The sequence below is a fragment of the Acidobacteriota bacterium genome (assembly GCA_016196035.1).
Classification (GTDB): domain Bacteria; phylum Acidobacteriota; class Blastocatellia; order RBC074; family RBC074; genus JACPYM01.
The window spans coordinates 64,193-87,649 of sequence record JACPYM010000023.1; the positions used below are offsets into that span (position 1 = coordinate 64,193).

General features: G+C 55.2%; 18 protein-coding genes. 7 read left to right on the forward strand and 11 right to left on the reverse strand.

Translation table 11 applies throughout. The features are described from left to right. Positions 1 to 92 precede the first annotated feature (92 nt). The gene (locus HY011_08110) at positions 93 to 380 is read left to right on the forward strand and encodes a Uma2 family endonuclease (protein MBI3422890.1); all 288 of its coding nucleotides are present in this window, start codon (positions 93 to 95) and stop codon (positions 378 to 380) included. Between the two features lie 269 nt (positions 381 to 649). Here HY011_08110 and HY011_08115 read toward each other — a convergent pair whose 3' ends face one another. The 5 genes from HY011_08115 to HY011_08135 all read right to left on the reverse strand — a co-directional run bounded on the left by HY011_08115 (position 650) and on the right by HY011_08135 (position 4,164). After that, entirely contained in the window at positions 650 to 1,549 is a 900-nt protein-coding gene (locus HY011_08115) for a hypothetical protein (protein MBI3422891.1), read from the reverse strand. 14 nt (positions 1,550 to 1,563) lie between these two features. Beyond that, entirely contained in the window at positions 1,564 to 1,965 is a 402-nt protein-coding gene (locus HY011_08120) for a hypothetical protein (GenBank protein ID MBI3422892.1), read from the reverse strand. Next, entirely contained in the window at positions 1,944 to 2,852 is a 909-nt protein-coding gene (locus tag HY011_08125) for an AAA family ATPase (protein MBI3422893.1), read from the reverse strand. The genes HY011_08120 and HY011_08125 overlap by 22 nt, the downstream gene beginning before the upstream one ends. A 703-nt stretch (positions 2,853 to 3,555) precedes the next feature. Next, a complete protein-coding gene (locus HY011_08130) occupies positions 3,556 to 3,936 on the reverse strand; it encodes a hypothetical protein (protein ID MBI3422894.1) in 381 nt (126 codons plus the stop codon). 12 nt (positions 3,937 to 3,948) lie between these two features. Then, on the reverse strand, positions 3,949 to 4,164 hold the full coding sequence (locus tag HY011_08135; protein ID MBI3422895.1) for a hypothetical protein: 216 nt from the start codon (positions 4,162 to 4,164) through the stop codon (positions 3,949 to 3,951). 772 nt (positions 4,165 to 4,936) lie between these two features. Here HY011_08135 and HY011_08140 point away from each other — a divergent pair. From HY011_08140 to HY011_08165, 6 genes are all read left to right on the forward strand, one after another. Continuing rightward, a complete protein-coding gene (locus tag HY011_08140) occupies positions 4,937 to 5,290 on the forward strand; it encodes an STAS domain-containing protein (protein MBI3422896.1) in 354 nt (117 codons plus the stop codon). A gap of 50 nt (positions 5,291 to 5,340) precedes the next feature. Beyond that, the gene (locus HY011_08145) at positions 5,341 to 5,778 is read left to right on the forward strand and encodes an ATP-binding protein (GenBank protein ID MBI3422897.1); all 438 of its coding nucleotides are present in this window, start codon (positions 5,341 to 5,343) and stop codon (positions 5,776 to 5,778) included. Positions 5,779 to 5,841: 63 nt separating this feature from the next. Then, positions 5,842 to 7,518, forward strand: coding sequence for a PP2C family protein-serine/threonine phosphatase (locus HY011_08150; protein ID MBI3422898.1), 1,677 nt, complete (start codon positions 5,842 to 5,844; stop codon positions 7,516 to 7,518). 62 nt (positions 7,519 to 7,580) lie between these two features. Then, complete coding sequence (locus tag HY011_08155) at positions 7,581 to 9,707, forward strand: PP2C family protein-serine/threonine phosphatase (GenBank protein MBI3422899.1); 2,127 nt, start codon at positions 7,581 to 7,583, stop codon at positions 9,705 to 9,707. Positions 9,708 to 9,876: 169 nt separating this feature from the next. Beyond that, positions 9,877 to 12,963, forward strand: a complete 3,087-nt coding sequence (locus tag HY011_08160) for a protein kinase (GenBank protein ID MBI3422900.1) — start codon at positions 9,877 to 9,879, stop codon at positions 12,961 to 12,963. Positions 12,964 to 13,582: 619 nt separating this feature from the next. Next, entirely contained in the window at positions 13,583 to 14,617 is a 1,035-nt protein-coding gene (locus HY011_08165) for a beta-propeller fold lactonase family protein (protein MBI3422901.1), read from the forward strand. Between the two features lie 373 nt (positions 14,618 to 14,990). Here HY011_08165 and HY011_08170 read toward each other — a convergent pair whose 3' ends face one another. The 6 genes from HY011_08170 to HY011_08195 form a co-directional block, all read right to left on the reverse strand. Then, positions 14,991 to 15,221, reverse strand: a complete 231-nt coding sequence (locus HY011_08170) for a hypothetical protein (GenBank protein MBI3422902.1) — start codon at positions 15,219 to 15,221, stop codon at positions 14,991 to 14,993. 35 nt (positions 15,222 to 15,256) lie between these two features. Next, positions 15,257 to 16,369 (reverse strand): hypothetical protein, encoded by a 1,113-nt coding sequence (locus HY011_08175; protein ID MBI3422903.1) that lies wholly within the window; start codon positions 16,367 to 16,369, stop codon positions 15,257 to 15,259. 89 nt (positions 16,370 to 16,458) lie between these two features. After that, entirely contained in the window at positions 16,459 to 17,397 is a 939-nt protein-coding gene (locus HY011_08180; GenBank protein ID MBI3422904.1) for a glycosyltransferase, read from the reverse strand. Between the two features lie 53 nt (positions 17,398 to 17,450). Continuing rightward, a complete protein-coding gene (locus tag HY011_08185) occupies positions 17,451 to 19,715 on the reverse strand; it encodes a glycosyltransferase (GenBank protein MBI3422905.1) in 2,265 nt (754 codons plus the stop codon). A gap of 21 nt (positions 19,716 to 19,736) precedes the next feature. Beyond that, positions 19,737 to 20,321, reverse strand: a complete 585-nt coding sequence (locus tag HY011_08190; protein MBI3422906.1) for a DUF1851 domain-containing protein — start codon at positions 20,319 to 20,321, stop codon at positions 19,737 to 19,739. Between the two features lie 10 nt (positions 20,322 to 20,331). After that, entirely contained in the window at positions 20,332 to 23,454 is a 3,123-nt protein-coding gene (locus HY011_08195) for a hypothetical protein (protein ID MBI3422907.1), read from the reverse strand. Between the last annotated feature and the right edge of the window lie 3 nt (positions 23,455 to 23,457).

Here is a 23,457-nt window from a genome sequence, read left to right on the forward strand (position 1 = left end):
GCCGAATACCACGCGACAGAACATTAAACTGTGGAACGGAACGAATACCTGGACGGGTTCATTTACCGAATGGCTGGTGAAAGCACGGGGCAATCGGTACCAACCTTACGCGCGTCATCAGTACGCAGTTGCTGGGCACCCCTTGCCAAGTTTTCAGCAAGGACACCAAAGTCCGCAGCGGCCCATTACCAGAGCGTTTCAATTCAACCAAAGGACTGTTTTCTTATCCTGATGTGGTTGTCGTTTGCGGCAAGCTGCAACTCCTGGACGAACATCGCGACGTGTTGCTCAATCCGACGGTCATCATTGAGGTCACTTCCCCAACCACCGAGCATTTTGACCGCACGGAAAATGGATGCGCTATCAACGCTGGCTACTGACCTTGAGCGACTACATCCTGGTAGCCCAAACCCGCCCCCGTCATCGAATATTACCAACGCGCCGCCGAGAACCGCTGGACGTACACGGCGGTGAGCGAAACGGGCAGCCTGTTTATTGCTTCGATTGAATGCACATTGGTGTTGGCGGAGGTTTATGACCAGGTTGAATTTCCGCCGCCAAATATGACTAATGACATAGATCATTCAACTCAATCAATAAGTTAGCTCAGTTGTCGGCGCGCCGACATTCAGCAGTTACAATCCACTGTTCAAATACGATGTTCTTTGATCGGGATGGATTTTGGAGATATTCGTTGCAGAGTTGTCCAAAGAACATCAGCCTCGGAATTTTGTTGCAGGGTTTCCCTGATCAGATACCCTTCGAAAATTTTGCCAATTTTCGTCTCTTCAACTTTCCCCCAACGTTCGTCATATGACCCGTTAAAAATGTCGCATGGCAAATGAACGCTAGCATGCGGGTTCTCGTACACGACAACTCGTAAGACTTTTCTGGTGATAATACCTCTCTGTTTCAATTCTAAAATGTTGTTGAGAGCAATTACGGCCTCTGCAACTCCATCATAATCTGACGGCAAAAGCCTGTGTTGATCGTCCAGCATTTGCGTCATCTCGGTTGGCACCACAGTTACTTCCTCAAGCACAATAACAAAGCTAAAGTGCTGATAGCACGGTTCTTGTTTTTGATAATCGAACATGCGCCCAGCCCGAAAACCTATGTCGCGCCAATCGCCGAAAGAGGTTTTTGTCGTGCCGGATTCATCAAATTGCCACGACATCACACCAAACATTGCACCCAAGACAATACCTGGCTCCAGAAAGATTGGATCTGAACTGTTGTTGTATAACACCACGGAGCACGAGAACTCTTTGTAATCGTCGAACTGCTTCGAAGCCTTCTTGATCTTTGTGAATATACGCCGGTAAGGATCAAGCTCTTCTTCAGCAAAAATTCCCGTACCGGGCGGCAAAGATTGGTCACCCTCAAATTCTTTCACATCGAAATACAAGTCTGCTCCCCCGATAGACACACGGTCGTCAAGCTGGTGCGTTTTCCCCGCCAGCATTTTCGGTTGGGGTTCAAATACGTAGCCGCGCTCGGCTAGGTATTGATCGAACAAAAGTTCTGATTTGGTTCTTTCCTTTGGCATTTGTCCTCCCTTGATTATTGGTTGTCTCTCCCGATAAACGCGGAACCACGTGATTGCCGCGCACGAAGGCCATCGGCGATGAAGTCCGCAAGCTTTTCCGCTTCCTTCCATTTGGCGGTTCGGCGTGTGGCGTCCATATCTTCTGCGCGGATGATTGCACGCAAAACAGGGATTGACTGATCGCGCAGCCAAAGGCGAAAGTCCGTTTCGTCGCGGGAGTTCCACTCGGCATGAATGTCAGGCAGATTCTTCGGCAAGCGCACCGTCGGCGTTTTCTTCGGCTTTGCTTTCTTTTCGGGCAGTTCAGATAGCAGGGCTTCAAGCTTGCTCGAAAACTCCAGGTTGCGCGCGGACTCCTCGGCGAGCAAATCCACTAAGCCGCGCAGCAAATCAATCAGTGCTTTTTCTTTTCGCATAGCTGCTTGATCTCCTGAGTAAGGCCGCGCAATGGTTCATATGCGTTGCCGTATTTTCCCTTGAAGGTATGGATGTCGGCATCCACGTCCGCACCACGAGCAACTGCAACGGCCTGCGGAATCTCGTTGTTAAACAATGGCGGCTGCGGCAATACACCAGGCTCGTTGAAGTGACCAAGCCGTCTCTCCCTAAGGTCAGCGATAACCCTAGGGTGCAGATTATTGTTAGCTTGTACCTTGGTAGCTACGATTCCCAGTGGGGGAATTGGACGACTGATGTCTTCAGCGAAGCGCACCACATTCTCAACAATCTGATAAATGCCCCACGTTGATAGAATGTCTGGGATGGTGGGAATCACGTACCCTGTGGAAATTCTCAGTCCGTTTTTTGTAACGATGCCAAGACTTGGAGGACAGTCAATGAGGATGTAGTCATAGCGGTCAATGATGGGTTGGATCGCCACGCGCAGGATTTCGAGCGGATTGGCGGTGAAGTTGCCGGACAGCGCAATCATTGGGATGCTTTCCTGGAGATCAAGGAGCCGGATGCTCGAAGGCAACAAATCAAGCCGCGCGATGCCGTCATTGATAGTTGAAACCCCGTGGACAATTGCTTTTTCGATATCGAACTTTGGTGCCTCGCGCGGTTTCAGCCGATCTTCGAAAAGTTGTGCGATGGTACGACCTTCCTTATCCAGGTCCTCCCATTGCTTTTCCTTGATGACTGCAATGGTCGCGTTGGTTTGTGGGTCGAGATCAATAAGAAGTACGTGCTTGTGCTCTTCCTGCGCCAGCATTTCGGCTACAGCTACCGCTGTGGTGGTCTTTCCAACGCCACCCTTCAGGTTAATGAAGCTTAGGACATGAGTTTCCTTCCTCTTGAATATCTTTACCCAAGCTTCGATTCGCTCCCGTTCCCAGACCGGCCCACTCTGTAGGTTCTGAATAGGGCGTGGAAAGTCGTCGTATCGCATGCGCCAGTTGCTGACTACTTGCTTGGAGACTCCTGCGAGATCAGCGATTTCAGCTACTCCAACGAGGTTATCAGTAGGCATAAATAAGCTCCTTTCAGCTTTCAAATCTAATAATCTAGTGCGAATAACCCACACAATACGCCATATTTGTGTACAATATCAACAAAACATTGTTCTTGTATAGAAACCTCCTTCGGCTAAATATCAGCCTTTGACGAATCGCTTGATCTTCTCCCAATCGAAATTCTGTGCGCGAGGTGATGACGAAGCGGCAGCGCGGATAGGTTTTGATCTGCTGATCTACCCATTGCGAGAGTGCGCGCCGTTGGCGCTGTCAGCCACTTCACCCAAGCCATCCAGCAGAACAAGGCACTGATTGGCTTTGAGTTGTTGCGCAACCAAGCGGTGGGCGGGTTGAGTTTGGGGTAATGGTCTTTACGGCTGAAATAGCTTTGCGCCAGCTCGGCCAGCGTCAACGCGGGATTAGCGGTCACTGCCGCTAGGTGATCGCGCAGGAAGAGCAGGATCGGCGTGTAGGAGGTAACGCGATAAGGGCGCTGCCGGTTGGGGCCAGCGTGATGGCGGCGTGTTGCAACGGCGTTATCTTGCCATAGCTTCACAGGAAAGAGGGCGGGCCGATGATCGCCAAGGCACACCCATCTTCGGAGCGGTCTTTGATGGCGCGCACATAATTCCACAAGCTGCGCGCGTTCTCGAAGGCCTTTTTCGCCAGCGAGTCGTTGAGGGTGCGCTCAAAACATGCGGAAGCGATTTTGAGGTACACGAAGACGCGCTCTAGCTTGCTCGTGTGCGCGCCGATCAGGCCCAGGCCTTCGATGTTGAAGACTTCGTAATCGAGCGCGACTTGGCAGCGGTAGCGTTTGGCAAAGCCGGGCGAGTATTTGGCGGGCAGAGCTTTGAGCCAACTGGCTGTGGCGACGAGGGTGCTGTCCTTGAAATGCTTTTCCCAGAGCTCGCGGCAGGGGTAATGGTTCAACTAGGAGAACCATTACCCGCGTAGGAAGGCGGGCGCAGAATTTGGCGATTGCCAACAGCAGGAGCGCGAATCCGTAGGCCAGCACGATTGCAACCAAAGTGTTTTGATCACGTCGAGGCGAAAAGGCCAAGCCGTAGCGAGACCCGCCAGCAACAACGGTTGCGCAGAGGGCAAGGCCTTCTTGATGAATTCGAGCAATTCGCCGATGACTTTCTCTTCGTCGGACACGTGCACGCGTTCCTCTTTGGCATTTGGGTTTGGGGGTTGCGGCGTTGCTGAAGTGTACAAGGTTCTCAGCGCGGGCATTTTACGGAGTAGGTTCGCAATTGGCTAGCAGTTTTTCGGGCCGATAAGCTTGTGTTTTCCGTATGCAGAGCGGGCTGATCGCTTCCTGCGGTCCGAAGGACAAACGCATTGGCGACCCGGCAAGGGTAGTTACCGTGACAGAGCAAACCAACAATTTGCCCTATATCGGCTGTCGGCGCGCCGACCAAAACCAGAAACCATTTCGGCTTAATAAGAAAGCAAGTCTCAGCTAAGCATACAGTTAAATGAAATTAGGGCAAATCTCAGATTAAACTTCAGCTTCAACTGAAATTTCAAATACTATATTTTTCTATTATTTACAGAACTAAACCAATCAATTACTAGAATCATTCTCAAGTAAATTCACATTCTATATTCAGATTTTAAGCTTCCCTTTCAGTGCCATTAAGGGAATTTCGTCAGATCAAAGCACCCATGAAAGCAGTCATTCATCGGCGGAATAGCAGCACATTAGTGTGTTCGAAGCAGTTGTAATTGCTGAAGCTGCCGAGGGGAGACCTTTGGTCTCAACCTTATCAGATGTTTCTCCATTGCGAAGAATGGCGGATGCGAGTTTGTTGACTGTGCTGCGGTCATTGCCTACGCATATGTTTATGCTAAGATGTGCGCGCATTAAGGCAGTATTCTCAATTCGCACGTTCCAGTTGCATTCATTCCTAAGGAGGCTAGCCAAGTGCCAAACCCATTTGCGCTACAAACTTCGCAGCAGGATGGCTTATCTGTCATCACGCTGGAAGGGTTTGTTGACGCCCACACCGCGCCACAATTTGAGAGCGCTGTTCAATCCGAAATGGACGCGGGCCGCACCAAAATCATCGTGGATTGCATGAAGCTCAATTATATTTCGTCTGCCGGGTTGGGCGTGTTTATGAGCTTTATTGAGGAGATCCGCGAGCTTGGCGGCGACATCAAAATTTGCGGTCTTGTCCCCAAGGTCAAACATACATTCGAAATTCTGGGCTTCCAGGACATCTTCGAAATGGTGGACGATCTGCCCACCGCCGCGCAGCGTTTCGCGCAGGGGTAACACCCATTTCACCTCACTTATCTGCCCCACTTATCCGGAGGACGACTGCGATGGCATCCATCGAAAGACGTTTTACGCTGCAAGTTCCCTCTTCTACTGAAAATCTGGCGCTGATCCGTGAGTTCGTTGTCGGTGTGAGCGGACAAGCCGGCTTAGACGAGGGCGAAATTCCCAAGCTTGAACTGGCTGTAGATGAAGCTTGCGCCAACGTGATTGAGCACGCCTATGGGCACGACATAAGCCAGGACGTAACAATACGAGTGACGTTTGACGAATCCGCCCTACGCATTTCTGTGATTGACGAAGGGCGCGGATTTGACCCGGGTCACCTACCCGACGCGAACGTTGACCGGCTGGTACATGAACGCAAATCGGGCGGCTTAGGCGTGCGGCTGATTCGCACCTTGATGGATGAAGTCGAATACCAAAATGTGCCCGGCCAGAAAAACGAACTGCACATGACCAAACTTATTCGCAAAACTGCCTAAGCCGATTATGGCGGCCTCTTTCAAAATAGGCTGATCACATCCAGGCGCTATCCCCATTTCTCTATGACAACCTCGCTCGCACCTTCCCGGCTAGAAGCCCTGCTCGAATCCGCGCAGTTGCTCCATTCCTCGCTCAATCTCGAAGACCTGCTGCGCCACCTGCTGCGTTCCGTGATGGGCCGCTTGCTGGTCACCAAAGCTTTCATCGCCGTCGCGCACGAAGACGGGATGAAACTTGAGTTGGTGCGCGGTCTGGCGAAACTCAAGACCGGCAACGCCTATCGGCCTGAAGACGCTCGCGAAGTCGGTATTGATCTGATCTTGCCGATTGGCGATGAATCCAATCCCACCGGGCTGCTGGGCATTTGCAAACCTGGCAATCGCGAATTGGATGACGAAGAGATTGCGTTTATTCAGGCTCTGCTGGGTATGGCCGCCAGCGGCATTGACAATGCGCGTTCGCACGCCGAAACCAACCGGCTAAATCAAGCGCTGGATCAAAAGGTACAGGACATGCAGGCGCTGATTGATCTGGGACGGGGATTGACATCGAGTTTCGAGCCTGAAGAAGTTGCGCAACTGCTGATGCTGACCTTGTCCGGACGCTGGATGGTGCGCAAGTACGCCCTGATTGCCTGGAAAAAAGGCCAGCCGCCGGTCGTTCGTCAAAAGGGCATGAGCCTCGAAGCACTCACCGATTACGACCGCTATGGTTATGACCCCGAAAAGCTGGACGATGCCTTGCGGCCCGACCAAATGCCCGAAGGCTGGGTCAGAGACCTGATCGAAGCGGAACAAGGCAAGATTGTTTTCCCGATCAAAGCCGGTGACGACACCACTGGCGGCCTAGTGATCTTAGGCGCGCGTCCCGGCAATCTGCCCTACTCCGCGCCTGATCTGGAATTCGGCGCGGGCCTGGTCGCCCAAGCCGCCGTAGCCTTTGAAAACTCCTGGTTCTTTCGCACGGCGGTCGAGCGCAAAAAGGTCGAGCAGGAATTGGAATTGGCAGCTTCGATTCAACAAAACCTCTTCCCTGGCAATTTGCCCAAACTGGCAAATTATGACCTGGCCGCGCGCAACCGCCCCGCGCGCCAGTGCGGCGGCGATTATTATGACTTGCTGCCGATGGGTGTTGGCTACACCGACGACCAGCATTTGATTTGCGTAGCCGATGTTTCCGGTAAAGGGCTGCCGGCCTCGCTGCTGATGAGCAATATGCAAGCGACCTTGCGCGCCTTGATCGGTCGCCTTCCCTGCCTGACCGATCTCGTCACACATACCAATGCCCTGCTGTTTGCGACGACGCCTTCCAATAAATATGTCACGGCAATCTTGCTGGAACTGGATGCGGCCACAGGCAAGTGCCGCTACGTCAACGCCGGCCACACCGATTGTCTGCTCCTGCGCGCCGATGGCGAAGCCGTCTGGTTGCAATCTACAGGAACGCCGCTGGGATTGATGGCCCCTGACGTCGTGGCAATGTTGCAGCCATACGAACAATGCGAGTTCATCTTGAATCCCGGCGACCTCGTGGCGCTCTTTTCTGACGGCGTCACCGAAGCACAGGACATAGACGAGAACGAATTCGGCGAAGAACGCACGGCCAACTTTATCAGACCCATCGCCCACGAACCGGCAGCCGAGGTTGTTGAAAAAGTCTTCAACGAGATTGACCGGTATGCGGGTGCCGCGCCGCAATACGACGACATCACGCTGATGGTGATCAAACGATTGGCCTAACGCCAACCCCTGCGTTCTGTGGGAAGCCTTTTGAATATCCTTAAAGCAGTGAGCCGCAAACTATGAAGCCTCCATCGCGCTGGGTTCATGTCTGTATTCTGCTTGGCCTCTGGGCGCTCCTTTACGCCTCTGCCTTCGCACAAGCGACGCCCTTTACGCTGACTGCCAACAGCTTGCGCGAGGGCAAAGCGGTTGAACTCGACAAGCCGGGCTGGAAATATACTCCCGGCGATGAGCCGCGCTTTGCCGATCCGCAGTTCGATGATCGTGCGTGGGAAACCTTGCCCGGCACAGCGATCACGCTCGACAGTATTCCAAAGAGAGGCTGGCACGGCAGCGGCTGGTTTCGGCTGCGTTTGCAAGTTGATCCGGCGCTCGCCAATCAGCCGCTGGCGCTGGTGATGGTGCATTACGGCGCGTCTGAGATTTTCCTGGATGGCAAGCTCGTCGAGCGTTTTGGCATGGTCGGGACGACACCAGAAACGGAAGTCGTTTACAACCCCAACACGCTGCCCATCAATATTGTGCTGGACGCACGCGGCGAGCATGTGCTGGCAGTGCGGCATTCGTGTATGGAAATGCGGGATATGTCCAGCGGCTGGGGTAAATGGATCGCGCGGCAAAGCGCCAGACCAGTAGTAAGCGCCTATGCCAATCGCACCAACAACTATGGCGCAGGGTTCGGCGTCTGGCTGGTAGAGGCCGGGCAGGCACGCGACGACCAGGTCACCAGAAGGACAGCCGGTGGCTTATACTTGCTGAATTTCGGACTGCTCCTAGCCATCGGGTTATTACATCTGCTGCTGTTCTGGTTCTATCCGAGCCAACGCGCCAATCTTTTCTTTGGCTTGTTTGCCTGCTCTTCCGCCGCCAGTAATATCATCTACTACCGTTGGAGCCTAAGCCATCAAAGCGCGACAGGCATTCTGTTGCAGAATGGGGCGAACAATACGTTGTCCTTTCTGGCGTTGGGAACGCTGCTGGCATTTATGTACACGGCGTTTGCGGAGTGCATTCCGAAAGGGCGCTGGCCGAAATGGTTCTGGCTCTGGGTCATGGCGGCGGCGCTCTATATTCCAATGAATTCAATTTTTGTGGGACTGGCTGAGACACGTTATTGGTACTTGTACATCCAGGCACTGACCTGGTTCCCTGTCATTGAGGTTGGGCGAGGAATGAGCCTGCCAGTTAAGAACAAGGTCTCGGGCGCCTGGATCGTCGGTGCCGGGATGCTCGGTTATACCTTGTATATGGCGTTGAACGTACTGATTCTGGTGCGGGGATTGTCAGGGGCGAACTTTTCAATAGCGATCAGGAGTGTGGTCATCCTCTTTCTGACCGGAGCCGTTTCGATCTTCCTAGCACGTCAGTTCGCTCGTACTAATCTCAATCTCGAAGAACAACTGGTACAAGTCAACCAACTCTCCGCCGCAGCGCTGGAACACGAGAAAGTCAAAGCCGAAAACGACCGCCGCGCCGCTGAACTGGAAGAAGCCCGCCAGTTGCAGCTTTCGATGCTGCCAAAGAAATTGCCCAACCTGCCGTATCTCGACATCGCCGCGTATATGAAAACCGCTTCGGAGATCGGCGGCGATTACTACGACTTTCATCTGGGCGAAGACGGCACGCTGACGATTGCGGTGGGCGATGCGACGGGACACGGTTTGAAAGCAGGCACGCTGGTCGCATCCATCAAAAGCTTGTTCGTCTCGCTGGCCTATCATTCCGACATCCCGCACATCTTCCACCGGATGAGCCGCGTGCTGAAAGAGATGAAACTGCGCGGCTTGTTTATGGCGATGACAATGGTCAAGGTGCAGGACCAGCAACTGTCCGTCTGCATTGCCGGGATGCCCTCCGTGCTGATTTATCGCGCCGCAACAGGCGAAGTCGAAGAGGTGCCGATCAAAGCAGTGCCGCTGGGCAGCCTGGCCAATTATCAATACCAACAACGTGAACTGACGCTGGCGGGCGGCGACGTGATCGTCTTGCTCAGCGACGGCTTGCTCGAACGCTTTAACCCCCAGCAGGAGATGTTCGAGGAAGCCCGCACCAAAGCAGCCCTCTGTGCCTGTGCGCAAACGGCTCCGGCAACCATCATCGAACAGCTTGTCAAAGCGGGTGAAGACTGGGCCGCAGGGCAAACACAGGATGACGATGTGACGTTGGTTGTGGTGAAGATGCGCTGACAAAGAGGTGTTCAGAGTTCACGCTTCAGCGTGTCTAAGTCGAAGGCACACGCTGAAGCGTGAACTCTGAACCTTAATTCAGTGCCATTACCCTGATAGCGCGTCGCGTCTGGACTCCCACCAACAGCTCCGGTAGATTGACGCTGGTAGATTTCAGCTTGAGTAGTAAATGCCGATTGATCCGGGAACACGCTTCGACCGTTATCGAATTCTCGCTCCACTGGGGTCGGGCGGGATGGGAGAGGTTTATTTAGCCCAAGACACCAAACTCGGGCGCAAGGTGGCACTCAAACTCCTACCTGAGAGATATACGCAAGACCCGAAGCGGCTGCGACGCTTTGAACAGGAGGCACGGGCGGCTTCGGCACTCAATCATCCCAACATCATTACCATTCATGAGATCGGCGAGGTAGGCGGCGTTCATTTCATCGCCACCGAATTCATCGAAGGCATCACCTTGCGCAAACGGCTCAGGCAGGAACGGCTGAGTATCAAAGAAGCCTTGGACGTTGCCATTCAGGTCGCCAACGCGTTAGTGGCGGCGCATTCCGCCAGCATCGTGCATCGCGACATCAAACCCGAAAACGTCATGCTGCGGCCCGATGGGTACGTTAAGGTTCTGGATTTCGGCTTGGCCAAGTTGATCGAGCAGAGTGTGCCCGCACAAACAGAAGCCGAAACGCGCACGACGGGAGAAAATGCTGACGAGGCCACAGGCGAAACTTCGCTTAACCGGCTAACTGACGACTCGGAAATGGTTTCTACGGAAACAATTGACCAAGCGACAGTCGCGCGGTCAACCGTCAAGCCCTTTGCAAACGAGCTTGTCTTTCCGGTGCTGGATCAGACTTCACCGACCGAGGTGGACACGGCGGGCGCCCAGTCATTGAGCGGCCATCCAACGCAGGCGGACGCCCCGCTCGGCCAGACGGTTCCCGGCTTGGTGATGGGGACGCTGCATTACATGTCGCCGGAACAGGTGCGCGGATTACGGATAGATACCCGCACGGACATTTTCAGTCTGGGTGTCATGATTTATGAAATGTTGGCGGGGCAGATGCCGTTTGAGGGCCGCGTGCGCAAAGACATCATGGCCGCCATCCTGTCTGACGAACCATTGCCCATCACGCGGCTGCGGCCTGAAACGCCTGATTTGTTGGAATGGATCACGGCCAAGGCGTTGATCAAAGAGCGCGAAGAGCGCTATCAGACGGCACGCGAGATGCTGAATGACTTGAAACGTTTGACGCAACGTTTAGATGTCGAAACAGAGTTGGCACGCAACCGCCGCGGGTTGGAAGACAGCGGCGGGGCGGAAGCCGAGTCAGCGCGCGACAGTGGTAGTCAACGGCTAACCAGAGATTCAGCCGGTAATCCAATTCCTCAAGACGCCGCGCAAAACCAGGTGCTATCAACCCAACATTTCAAAATGACCGAGCCCTCAGGCCCGAATTTCTACCCCGTCACTGATACGGCCAGCGTCAGGCGCCAACGCACGTTGCAGAACTTCCTCATCGCGATTCCATTGCTGCTGCTGAGTGGCTACCTCATCTACAATTTCGTTATCAGCCGCAAGACTCCGCCACTGCCCTTCTCGCAGATGAAAGTGACGCGCTTTACTTCCAGCGGCAAGGCGTTGCGCGCGGCGCTTTCGCCGGATGGGAAATACGTGGTCTATGCGGCGGGCGACACACGGCAACAACGCCTCTTGGTGCAACAAGTCACGACCGCCGGTTTAGCCGAGGCCGTGCCCGCCACCGAAGCGATCTATCGCGGGTTGACCTTTGCGCCGGATAGCAACTCCATTTTTTATGTTGTGCAAGAAGGCAACAATCCGACCCAGACGTTGTATCAAGTGCCCGTCTTGGGCGGCGCGCCGCGCAAGGTACTCACGGAAATTGACAGCGCCGTCAGTTTTGCGCCCGATGGCAAACGCCTGGCCTTCGTGCGGCGGTCGTTGGGCGCTAAAGAAGACTTGTTAATCATTGCCGATCCAAGCGGGAATGAATTGCAGCGACTAGCCGTGCGCAAGGGCGCGGAATTTTTCCAGACGACTGGTCTCGCCTGGTCGCCCAACGGCAAGACAATCGTCTGTCCGGCAGGCACAAATGAAGGTGGCCGTCATTTGTTCTATGTCGCGGTAGACGCGGTGACAGGGCAGATGCGCAAGCTGGCCGAAACCCGCTGGTCGAATGCCGGCCAACCGGCTTGGCTGCCTTCGGGTCAGGGCTTGATCGTCAGCGGCATCGAGTCCGGCACGACGCAGGCCCAGATTTGGCAAATCACCTTTCCGCAAGGCCGCGTGCAGCGATTGACCAATGGCTTGAATGACTACCGGGATTTGAGCATCGCGGCGGATGCGCACACGCTGATTGCCGTGCAAACCGAAGCGCAGGTCAACATCTGGATTACGCCGCAAGGCGCGCCGGGGCAGCCGAAACAAATTACGTCCGGCATCGGCCAATACAACGGCGTGCGTGGGCTGGGCTGGACGCCGGATGGCCGCCTCACCTATGTCTCGCGGCAAAGCGGCAGCCAGGATGTCTGGATCATGAATGGCGACGGTACACAGCCGCGCCAATTGACGACGCCGGAAACACGCGCCGATGTTTATCCCGTTGTCACGCCGGATGGGCAAACCATCGTCTTTGTTTCGACGCGCACGGGCAGTTCCAACTTGTACAGCATGGCCTTGGATGGCACGAATCAAAAACAACTGACCAACGGAACGAGCGATGAATTCCCTGTCATCACCGGCGATGGCCGCGCGGTGATATACACCATGACCGGCTCGACGCTGTATACCCTGTGGCGCGTGCCCATCAAGGGTGGACAGCCCGTGCAATTGACCGATCATTTATCGCAATGGCCGGCGGCCTCGCCTGACGGCAAGTGGATCGCGTGTTGGTATCGGCAGGAAACCAAACAACCCTGGCGTTTGGCGCTGCTCCCGGCCACAGGCGGCGCGCCGATGAAAACCCTGGCCTTGCCCGCCTCTGCCGACAGCGCGTTGCCGGTGCGTTGGTTGCCGATGCACGGCCCTGATGACGCGGGGGCCATCTGTTTTGTGGACACACGCAATGGCGTTTCCAATCTCTGGGCCTATCACATCGCGGATGGCACGGTGAGACAATTGACGGACTTCAACAGCGATCTCATCTTCTGGTTCGACATTGCCCCGGATGGAAAACAGATTGCCACCTCGCGCGGAACGCTGATCAACGACGTCCTCATGTTTTCGTTACCCAAAGAATGACCCCTTAACGGCAAACATTAAATCCCGTTAGGTGCGGTTTCGACCATTGGCCTTCCTCAAACTTGCGGCTATACTCTGCGGCACTTACAAACCTCTTTTTAGCAAACACAATCAAGACCGCCGCTTTTGCGGATGTACCACGGGTTGTCTGAAGTTGTGCGGGAGCAACATTCAGACAAACAGCTTGGCGTTTGGTGCGTGTGTGTGGACTGTCCACGGCAAGCGTGCGGGTTTCAGAGACTATAACCGACCAGTGTTTTAGGGCTTCAAATCGGTTGCCAGTTGCTGAAACTGAGGTGTTGAGGTGTGCCCTGTCCAGGCGCGCGCCAACGGCGGTGAATTCCGCCTTGAGCGCGGCTGGCTTGGCGTCATTCCCCACGTTTACGCTGAATCAACTTTTTGGGTTTTGTGCTGCTGAGCCTGCGATCCAGGTTTTGTCAGCAATGGGGTGTTGTGCGCCTATCCTCCGCTCAAACAAGCGCCGCAGCTTTCCCATCGTCACCAACTTGAAGGAGAAATCATGTTCGAACTTCGTTGCCTCCCCCTTACTGTTACTACTTTGTCCCTGCGCGGCGTCAGAGCCGCAGCTCTATGGCCCAGATTACTTTGGCTGTTGCTGATGACTTTGCTCTTGTGCCTGCCGGCGTTAGCCCAAACTGAAGACCCCTGGAACCGGCTCTATGTCACCAATTTTTTATCCAATAACGTTTCGGTGGTAGACCTGACGGCGGGCAAAGTGATGGCGACGATCCCCGTCGGAAAAAATCCAACCGGGATGGCTGTTTCACCCGACAAAGAAGAGGTTTACGTAGCCAATATGTGGTCAGGCACGGTCTCGGTCATCTCGACCGCCCAGAATGCCGTTACGCATACAATTCCGATTCCGACCTTCAATGAGCCGGCAGTACCTTTTGGACTGGCGATGATGCCGGATGGCAGCAAGGTATATGTCACCAATCTCAACGATGGCACAGTCCGGGTCATTGATACGCAAACCAAAAAAGTTGTTGATACCATCACGGCGGCTTACGACTGGGCAATGCGTTACATCGCGATTTCGCCGGATGGCGAGTACGCTTGGGCCATCGGCACCGGCGACGGCAAAATTTCAATAATTCGTACTTCGGACAACACCGTGGTCACCAAAATCCTGGGCCTGCCGAGCGCCCGGCATCTGGCGTTCACGCCGGACGGGACGCGCGCCTATGTAACAGGCGAGAAATTCAGCCGGGTTTATGTGATTGATGCGGTCAAATTTGTGCTGCTTTCGGTGATTCAATTTCCGGCAGGGGTCGGCACCATCACCACGGACATTTGCCGGGATGGCAAATTTGCAATGGTCTCGAACTTCTTTGGCAAGCCGACGCTGATAGACATTGACCCCCAATCGAGCCGCTATCATCAGATCATCGGTGAAGTCCCGCCCAAGAGTTCTTATGAATACTGTATTGTTATTGCTCCGGACGGAAAGTTTGCCTATCTGAGCAATCAGGCAGATCGCGGCGCGACACCCAATTCAATCAACATCATTGATCTAGATGCGGATTCGCCCACGCGGAACACCATCATCAATAGCATCCCGGTTGGCACACAACCCTGGGGCATTGCGGTAGTCAGGCAATTGCCCAGCTTTGAAAGCAACGCCCAAAATTGAGCCGTTCTTGGGAAAAGGAAAAGTTGCGGCGCATTGCAAAGCGCAAGCTGAGCCGCCAGGATTTTAGAGCGGGTTGCAATTGCGTGTACGGTAGAGCGCGCAGCGCCGAGGCGGTACCGCGCGCGTGAGCAAGCGGCGCGTCAAGCTTACGCCCTTGCCCGAATCGCCCAGGTGCCGCTTGCTCACGCGCGCGGTACCGCCTCGCGGCGCGGCTTTTCCCGTCAACTGAAGTGAAAGTCGGCGCTAGGATTGGTGGCGGGCATGTGGCCGACGGCGGAGTTGAAAACGAATGGCGCTGAAGCAGTCCCGGCAGTGGTACTGCTTCAGTGCCATTCTTCAAAACCAGTTGGCTGGAGTTGTAGCGGTAAAGCCTTCAGCCAAGCTTGCGAATCGGCCCGCTGTAGGCGTACTTCACGGTGACTCCATCCAATTGCTCAGGCAGTGCTGCGCGCAACTTTGGATCTTTCGTATCCAAATAAACCGTGAGCTCGGCTTCACCCGAATCTTTGATGTCAATGTCCAGGCCGACCACACCGGGTTGCCGCAAGAGTTCAGCCGCATACTTGCGCTTCAACGCGCGTACTTCATTGAGCGTTGCCATCATCGTCTCCTTCAAAGCCGGAGGCCGCCGCCAGCGTTTCAGGCCAAGCGCACTTTCAATTGCGTCAACACATCCGTGATGTGATTTGCAAAAGTGAAGGCGCCATTGGTCGAACCGGCGAACAGCAGGCCCACGACTTTATTGGTGTCGCGCTCCAGAATGCTTGATCCCGAATCGCCCGAATCACTAAACCGTTTGCCATTCAACCCACGAATCGCGATTTGATCCGTGAATGTCACGTCGCCGACTTCATAGGGCACGGTGAGATCGAATAAAACGCTGCTGACGCGGCCCGCGCGATATGAAGTGGTACGCCCGAATTTATGCACGATCATATCCTTCGCCGCCGTCTTGGTGCCAGTCGGTGCGCCAATGAAAAGAATCTCGCGCTTCACCTGGGCAGCCAGCACCACTTTGGCGATGGCGCAATCCACCAGGTTATCCGTGCGATCCGCGCGCAAGTCCACCCATCGCGTTAGCTCCGCCAGCTTATCGGTTGAAATTTTGCCGCCATCCAACAACCCCGGTTGAAAGATAGGCGCACCCGGGCTGAGCGCCTGCCGTATGGTCGTGCCATCGGGTTCCACGCCGCTTTCAAAGGCCAGCACATGATTGTTGCTGAGGATGTACAGGTTCCCTGCCGTATCCTTCACCAGCGCACCAAAGGTGCCGGCCATGACAAAGGCATCAGACGGTTCGCGAAATCCCACCGATGAACCGGGCTGAGCGGGTCGCGCTCGTTTCTTTGGGTCGGGCATGGCGGCTGCCGCCGGAGCCGCTGCTTTCTTGGCCGCCTTTTTCGCCGCCAGCGGCACGATCATGCCGACCTCCTCGACATCGGTCGGCATCCCGTCAATGCTGGCGGGCAGCTTTTCTTGTTTGGATAAAGCGGATTCGCGCAGCTTCGTGCGCACCAAAAACTTGATCGCCATCACCCCCGTGGGCACGCCATCCACGAGCTTTTCGTCAACCCCGACGCCCACAATGTTATTGGCCGTCGCCGCCGCGGCCACGGCTCTGAAGGTGATCGCCCGCCCTCGCACATTGGTCTGGCGGCTCAGATATTTGGAGGACATGGCGGACTTGGCTTGCGTCAAATCGGCCATTTCAGTTGCTGATAAGGTGGAAAAAAGTTTGGTTGCTGAACTCATCTGAGATGCTCCTTTCAAGGCTTGAACGTTGGTTGTTTACGTGAAGGCTGTCACTGCGATTCAGTTCGGCGCCTTCCGCAATTTGTTACTTATAGCATCACTTCCAGAATACGCGTCAGACGATGTGCATAGGTATGATGCTTGAGCGCTTGCTCTCTGCCCGCGCGTGCAATGCGGTCACCATCACTGCCCAGCAGTCGCGCGGCCCAGCGCAAACACTCTGAAGCAGTACCGACTTGAACTAAATGCTCGCCTTGGATAAGTCCCAACCTTTCGTATGCATCTGAACGTGAGCAAAGGAAGGGCTTCCCACAAGCAAGCGCTTCAAAAGTCCGCATACTGGTCATGACCGTTTTGGCGATGCCATCCAGGCCCCTCCGTTGGTTATTCAACCCAAGCACTACCTGGCCATGCCGATACTGTTCCGCTGTCGTTAGATAATGCGTATGTGCTCGCCAGTGGCGTCGGTACGGGTCAGGCCACATAAAATTCTCATAGCAATAGAGGGTTAAGGTATGCCCGATGTCTAACAATGGCTTCACTACCGTTTCTACGGCCCAGCGGCGCGCTTGATTGGAATACCAGTTGGCGCTGATTACAAATTCCGTGGCGTCCTCCGCAATGGGAAGAGGATGATGTATCTCAGGGCTGCAGGCGAGCGGGAGCCAAAATATACGGTCGTGACCTAATCGTTCCCGGTATAGAGGTAAACATTCTTCGTCGGTGGTAAAGACATAGTCAGCTAAGCGCGCTTGCGTGATGAATGCCTCAAACCAGTTGGGGTCTTCAATCGTCCACCAAGCGATAGGCTTTTCAAAATGACGGGCTTCGGCCAGTTTAACCACCGCGTCCGCCGCAACGCTGTTGAATGCCAAAATAATATCCGCCTCTTCTGGATGCCCGACAAAATGCGCGCAAGGTGTCAGGAAAGGCCCCAGGAACTCACCGCCGAGAGGATAGATGCGGGCACTGGCGAACTGGGTGTCGAATTCGGCTTCAACTTGTGCGGATGGCAATTCGGTCATCATTGTGTCGAGAGCGCGCTTGAGTAATGGCTGTGGGCGACAAACAACGCCACCAGTCAAAGGCACGAATACCTTCGCACGGTTGAGAGCGGCCCGTCGTTGATTATCGGCACGAGTGACCACTTATCGAGCAGATGTTGCCGGCGCTTGGCGAAGAGACCCGCGGCGTCAATGCCTTGAGCACGCATGTTGCGGATAGAAGAACGCGCATCCCGATGTAGGTACGTCATCCCATGAAAGCATTGGATTTGGTATCCCTTCAGCTCCATTTGAAAAGCCAGGTCGTTATCTTCAAATCCCCAACCCGCGCCGTTGAACGGCCCGCTCTCATCAAATCTGATGCCGTCAGCGAAGACCTCGCGGCGGAACATGCCATACTGCGTCCAGGCAACGATGTTACTTGTCTCGATCTTCATCCCGCTGACGCTGAAAAGTGTTGTCGCCGCGCGCGACCGTTGCGGAGACTGCCAGAATGAATTCGCCCCGATACAGCCTAACCATCGTTCGCTATTTTCCAGGTGGCGCATCATGGCGAAACTCGAGCACGGGACGATTTCAATGTCCCCATCAAGAAACAATAAATAATCCGCGCCCGCTTCGAGAAAGTAATCAATGATCTGATTTCTGGCGATTGAGTTCCCCAGGTTTTCGGTATTGAGAATCAGCCTGTATGGTACATCAATCTCCGGCTCGAGCGCGCGCAAGGCCGCCGCCATTCCGTCAGTCGAACCGTTATCGCAAAGGCAGAGAAAAGGCTGCTGGCCGAGCCGCCGCAGCATCCGCGCCTCCTCCAAATGAGCGCGCACTGAATCTATGCTGACATCACGTGTGTTCCACACGAGCAGGGCCAACATGACTTTCTTGCCTAAGGGCAGTTCAATCTGTGCTGCTGCCTTTTGATAGATACCGGCGATGCAGGCGTGGGGATAGGGCGGCAGGTTGAGGAATAGAGTTGAGTCCTCTTCGCGCGGCTCTGCTACTTCTTCAACCAAGGGCAGCAAACCGTTAGCTCGACACGCTGACTCAAGCGCTGCCGGGGTAACTTTATTCCAGCCGTTAAAAACTTCGCTGCGATCTGGCCGCATCACACCCAGCTTAAGCATGGCTGGCTCTTCCCAAAGAGAATCAAAGTAGTAATCGGAGGTCACAATCAGCAACCCGCCCGGTTTCAGCTTGCGTGCCATTTCCGCCAGCAGCGTTTCCCGTTGCACAGCCAACAAATGTTCCAGCGTGTTGATGCAGAAGACGCGCTCGAAAGCTTCGTCGGGAACGTCCACAGGCAACTGAAAACGCCCTTGTTGAATGGGGCTCCAATGCTGGTAGCGCACGTCAGGATACAGCCGGGCCAACTGCTCACCGAACCCGGCTGGATTGATGGTACAGTCCAATACTGACATTGTGTTTCCCAACCGCGCTTGGAATAAGGCAAAGGGCAATTCCCATTGCCGCATACGCGGCAATGCCTTTCCAGCATTAAAGGCTTTGTATTCGGGCAAGCTTAGGTCGGTTTGTTTGGCAATCATCATGACGCTATTTCCCTCCGCTGAAACCATTGACGAGACCGCTGCCGAGGTGCCGCCCGCTTTCGTCAGGTCAAGCTGTAGTGCTGGAGACTGCGTTATCAAAGCCTGAGATGGTTGATAACAGTCCCATTCCGCGCCCATCACCTGGCGAATCTCGGCGAGTGCACAAGGATGATAGCGGGCGTCTTGCGTGCGTTTCGGACTGGTATTTTGGTCGTGAATCAGCGCCACAAAGAACGACGCATCCGGCAGCGCCAAAATCTTCTTGCCACGGGCCGCGCAAGCCCAAACGAAGCGCGTGTCTTCGCCCGTGTTGATCTCGGGAAAGGGCTGTGCCTGCCAGACCGCTTTGCGGTAACAGAGCGTCCCGCCCGCCACCCACGCCCGCAGCCCCGCCGGATAAACATACTTCCAAGCCCGCGGCGCTACCGGATCGAAAAAGAACAACTCGCGCAACCCGCACACCTCGGCCTCGTGCGCCAGCAACTGCTCGACTTGATAACCGATGCGCCAATCGGCCATCCAATCATCATCATCCCAATGCAAAATGATCTCGCCGCGCGCTTGTTGGCAGGCGAGATTGCGTTTCGCGCCCAGGCTGTGGCGTTCGGGCAAGCGGAGATAACGGATGCGGTCATCGGCTGGAAGGAGGTCGGCCACGGCGTCTGTACCATCGTCCACGATCAGCAATTCTTTGGCAGGATAGTCTTGCCGCAGAAATTGGTGAATGGCGCGGGGGAGAAAGGCGCGACGGTTATGCGTGGGTAAAATGCAAGAGACGAAGAGCTGTGGATTCATCGGGTGCTCGCGCGAGTTCAATCAACGTCGCTGAATTGGGGCAAGGTCGGCCAGCATTGACAGGGCTTCGAGCGCTTTCACGCGTTCAATGCGTGACGACGATTCGCTGCCGCCCAGCGCCAGCGCGGGCACATAGGTGTACATTTCGTCCCAGGCAAGAGCGCCGGCTTTTTTGCGCGCCTTACGAACCAGCCCAGGCAGGTATGTTTGCGGCGCGAAATCGCTCGCCGTCAACATGCGTGAAAAGAACCGATCGGCATCACCAACCGTCATCATAATCAGCGACTCGTGCACCATCACAAACCAGAAGACGCCTTCATCCCACACGAAAAGATCGCCGATTGCCGTGCGCGCCAGGACTTGTGCATGCGGCGAATTCGCAAACCACGCGGCTGCCGCGTTACGCCAATCATCGGGATCACAAAGCCATAAGACCTGCTCCTTATATGAACACCAGCCTTCTTTGCTCAGTATCTCGCGCATCACCGGCGGAATTCGCTCACCCAGGCGCGCCTCGTCGGCGGCGCTGTAGTCGCGATAACATTCGCCCGGGCCGAAGGCTTGTAAAAAGCTTTCCGCTGCAGATAACTTGGAACGACGTGCCATTTTGTTTTCCTCAGTGTTTTAACGAAACGTTCATCTTAACCTGACGCCAAAATGCGCGGCGTATTCTCAAACGCTTCATCGCCGCCTCAACACCCTTTTTAAGCACACTCGCCAAGTGCGCCGGCTTTCTTTTAGCTTGCCCCCAGTTTGCACCAATATCCAGATTGACCGGGCCTGAGCCGAGACCTGTTAGTTGGTCATAGCTTCCGCCTACCCGTTGATCCGGCGAATGAAGCGCCTGTTGTGTCGCCATCCACTCATCCACTCTTGCCGTGGCGGTACTTTCGGCCAGGCCCTTGCGTTGAGTGGTCACAGAGTAATCGGCAAAAACACTCGCAACGAACACCGCGAGATGCGGATCGGCATTAATCGCTGCGGCCTCAGGCCCGGTCGCGTTAATTCCCAGCTCAAGACGCTCGATCAACTGCTGTCTGATTACAGCGCGAAGGTTCTGTTGAGCCTTGCCCGATTTAGGATGCCGTCCTGACGGCTTTTGCTTTCCTTGATCTTTCTCCAGTTTTTTGCGTTCATCATAGCGATCGTAATTTGCAATCCAATCAGCCACCACCATCGCATTGATTCCCGCTTCTTGCAGTGCCAGTTGCCGTGCATACTCGGTCAAATCAAGCCCCTGCTCCACAGTGAATTGAACTTTGATTGGCGGTGTGATCTGTGCAGGCATTTTCACCTCGAGCGCGTTCAAGATATTTGCCAAAAGCGGGCGGAGCGTCTTTTCATCGCCTTCGATCTTGTTATCGAGTTTGTTGCGCTGGTCGGTATCAATGACGGCAGAGGCCGCGTGCTGCGAATCCTTCTCGATGGATTTTGCGAGCGGCAAAGCTTGTTTGATCCAACCCAGCACTTGATCGCGCGTGGTTTTGTCATCAATGTCGCCGGCCTGTGTGCGGAACTCGTCGAGGTATTCCGAAAGCGGTTTCGGTTTGCTTGCCAGCATCACCGTCACGACTGTGCCTTTGACCTGCACCCAGAGGCGATGCGCTTCTGTGCCTGCTGAAATTTGCAGCGTTTCGCCGATCTCGCCGTCAGCCGGGATTGGCTTGCCCGCCAGCTTTGCAGCCTCACCTGGCGGCGGCTTCTTCCCTTTCTTCAACGCTTCTTCCTGATGCTGCTTAACGAGCTTGCCGCCTTTTGTCTTTGCATTCGGGTCAACGTTCTGATCGCCTTTCTTCCCCGCCAAACGTGGCGTTTTGGCTGACGGCAAGGCGGCAGCTTTGCCCTTCGCAGCATTACCTTGCGGACTGGTTTTCGCGGGTGGGTCGGCGGCAGCGCTGTTCTTTTCAGCCCATTTGCCTTTTTGTTCGACTTCTTTGCCCGACCCCGATTTGGCCTTGTCTTCGTATAGATTGGTCGTGAACTTGTCGGCGTCGAACTGTACCGGTTTGAAATCGAACTTCGGGTATTGGCCCGAACCGAAGACGTAATCCACCGAGACCAGCATGCCCAGGGTGCTGCCGAGCGGCCATTCTTTGTTGAAGAGCGGCCAAGTCCATTTCTTATCGGGCACGGGCGACCACCAGGGCGCGTCAATCTCAACAAAAAGATCGCCGCTCAAACCCAGGAAGGGTTGCGCCGCGACTTCCAGGTCGCCGCGAATGAACCATTCGCCTTTCTTGTCTTCGCCCTCCGCCGCTTTTTCGCGGTAGCCGATGATGGGTGTGGCTTCGGCATAAGCTTTCACGCCCGCGATGGCGTTGATGCCCGCGCCGGCTTTGATGTCGTGCGCCAGGATGGTCAGCACGGCGCCGATTTCGGCGCGCAAACGCGCGCCCGCCGCTGCCGAGATGTTCAGGCTGCCACGAATCGCGAAGTCCTTGGCCACGGTCGGATCGGTCGAATAGGTGCCTTCGACAACGATGTTATAAAACTTGGCCGGCCCCAACTTGGCGAACAAATCCATGCTGAGGTTGCCAAAGATGCCGATGCTGCCGACGACGGGAATGCCGTAAGAAGCCCGCGCTTCGAGTTTGAAAAGCTGCTTAACATAATCTTTCTGCTCAAAGAGGATGAACTCTTTCTGCGGCGTGATCTTGCCGATGACTGTGACGTTGCCTTTCGGATCAACAATCACATGCGCCGTGCCGCTGAGCCAGGTGGTGAAGCTAAAACTCAAATCGCCTTCGCCGAACACCACGTAATCGAGCTTAGCCGGTTTCTTGGCCGCGTTGGCGTTGGCTTTGGGCGCAGCGGCTTCGGGCGCTTTTTTGGCGGCGGCGAGTTGCTGCGCTTGATTCTTCTCCATCAACTGCAACGTGACTTCGCCAGAGAATTTCTCGCCGCGATAACCGACTTTGCCGAGGCCCGTGATGGCGACGCCATCCCAGGCTACTTCGACGTTGCCAGTAAAACTCTTGGGCAATACCAGCCCGATGGTGGCTTTGCCGGTAATTGCGCCATTTGCCGCGCGCTGCAAATCCAACGCGCCGTTCGCCAACCCTTTGACGGCCACGGCGGCATTGCCGCTGAAAACTACATCGGCGTTGCTCACCTCAAAGTTGAAGGTACCCGCGAAAGCCGCGCCGAGCGCAAACTTCACACCCTTCAATCCGAAAAGCAGATTGCCGTTTTCGAGTTTGTTGGTGAGGGTTGGCAGCGAGTTGATCGTGAATCCGGCGAGGCCCAACAGCTCCGGCGCTTTGGAAAGTTGGGGCGCGAACGCTTGAATCTTTTTGCCGCTGAGCAGCGCGACTTCACCCGTGATCTTGCCGTTGCTGGCGCTCACCACCAAAGCCGGGGTCAAGCCGGGCGCAAACTCAGTCACGCGCGCCAAGGCCGGATGCGTCAAAGGCAGCGGCTGTTTTTTAATGCGATATTTGCCTTTTGCGGTTTGCTCAACTTCGATAGGCCCCTGTGCCAGATTGCCGAAACGCGCGTTGATGGTCGAAGTTTTGTTTTGCTCTAAAACCTCGGCCAACGGCCCCAGCGGCTTGAACTCTGCCAGGCCTTTGAATTCCAGCACGCCCGGTGTGCCTGTGCTGGCTGGCGCATTCCCTAACCGCACGGCGGGCGGGCCGGATTGAACCGACGTGGGCGCCGGCACGCGGGCTGGGGCTGCCGCTTGGGTTGCCGGTTGAGTCGTAACAGGTCGCTTGGTTTTTTCGGGTCCTGGCGGCATTTC

Excerpts from the sequence above, each read along its gene's own strand:
- HY011_08165 (MBI3422901.1), top strand. The coding sequence starts at position 13,583 with ATGACTTTGCTCTTGTGCCTGCCGGCGTTAGCCCAAACTGAAGACCCC.
- HY011_08155 (MBI3422899.1), top strand. The coding sequence starts at position 7,581 with ATGAAGCCTCCATCGCGCTGGGTTCATGTCTGTATTCTGCTTGGCCTC.
- HY011_08145 (MBI3422897.1), top strand. The coding sequence starts at position 5,341 with ATGGCATCCATCGAAAGACGTTTTACGCTGCAAGTTCCCTCTTCTACT.
- HY011_08180 (MBI3422904.1), bottom strand. The coding sequence starts at position 17,397 with ATGATGACCGAATTGCCATCCGCACAAGTTGAAGCCGAATTCGACACC.
- HY011_08195 (MBI3422907.1), bottom strand. The coding sequence starts at position 23,454 with ATGCCGCCAGGACCCGAAAAAACCAAGCGACCTGTTACGACTCAACCG.
- HY011_08185 (MBI3422905.1), bottom strand. The coding sequence starts at position 19,715 with ATGAATCCACAGCTCTTCGTCTCTTGCATTTTACCCACGCATAACCGT.
- HY011_08150 (MBI3422898.1), top strand. The coding sequence starts at position 5,842 with ATGACAACCTCGCTCGCACCTTCCCGGCTAGAAGCCCTGCTCGAATCC.
- HY011_08190 (MBI3422906.1), bottom strand. The coding sequence starts at position 20,321 with ATGGCACGTCGTTCCAAGTTATCTGCAGCGGAAAGCTTTTTACAAGCC.
- HY011_08120 (MBI3422892.1), bottom strand. The coding sequence starts at position 1,965 with ATGCGAAAAGAAAAAGCACTGATTGATTTGCTGCGCGGCTTAGTGGAT.
- HY011_08170 (MBI3422902.1), bottom strand. The coding sequence starts at position 15,221 with ATGATGGCAACGCTCAATGAAGTACGCGCGTTGAAGCGCAAGTATGCG.
- HY011_08175 (MBI3422903.1), bottom strand. The coding sequence starts at position 16,369 with ATGAGTTCAGCAACCAAACTTTTTTCCACCTTATCAGCAACTGAAATG.
- HY011_08160 (MBI3422900.1), top strand. The coding sequence starts at position 9,877 with ATGCCGATTGATCCGGGAACACGCTTCGACCGTTATCGAATTCTCGCT.
- HY011_08115 (MBI3422891.1), bottom strand. The coding sequence starts at position 1,549 with ATGCCAAAGGAAAGAACCAAATCAGAACTTTTGTTCGATCAATACCTA.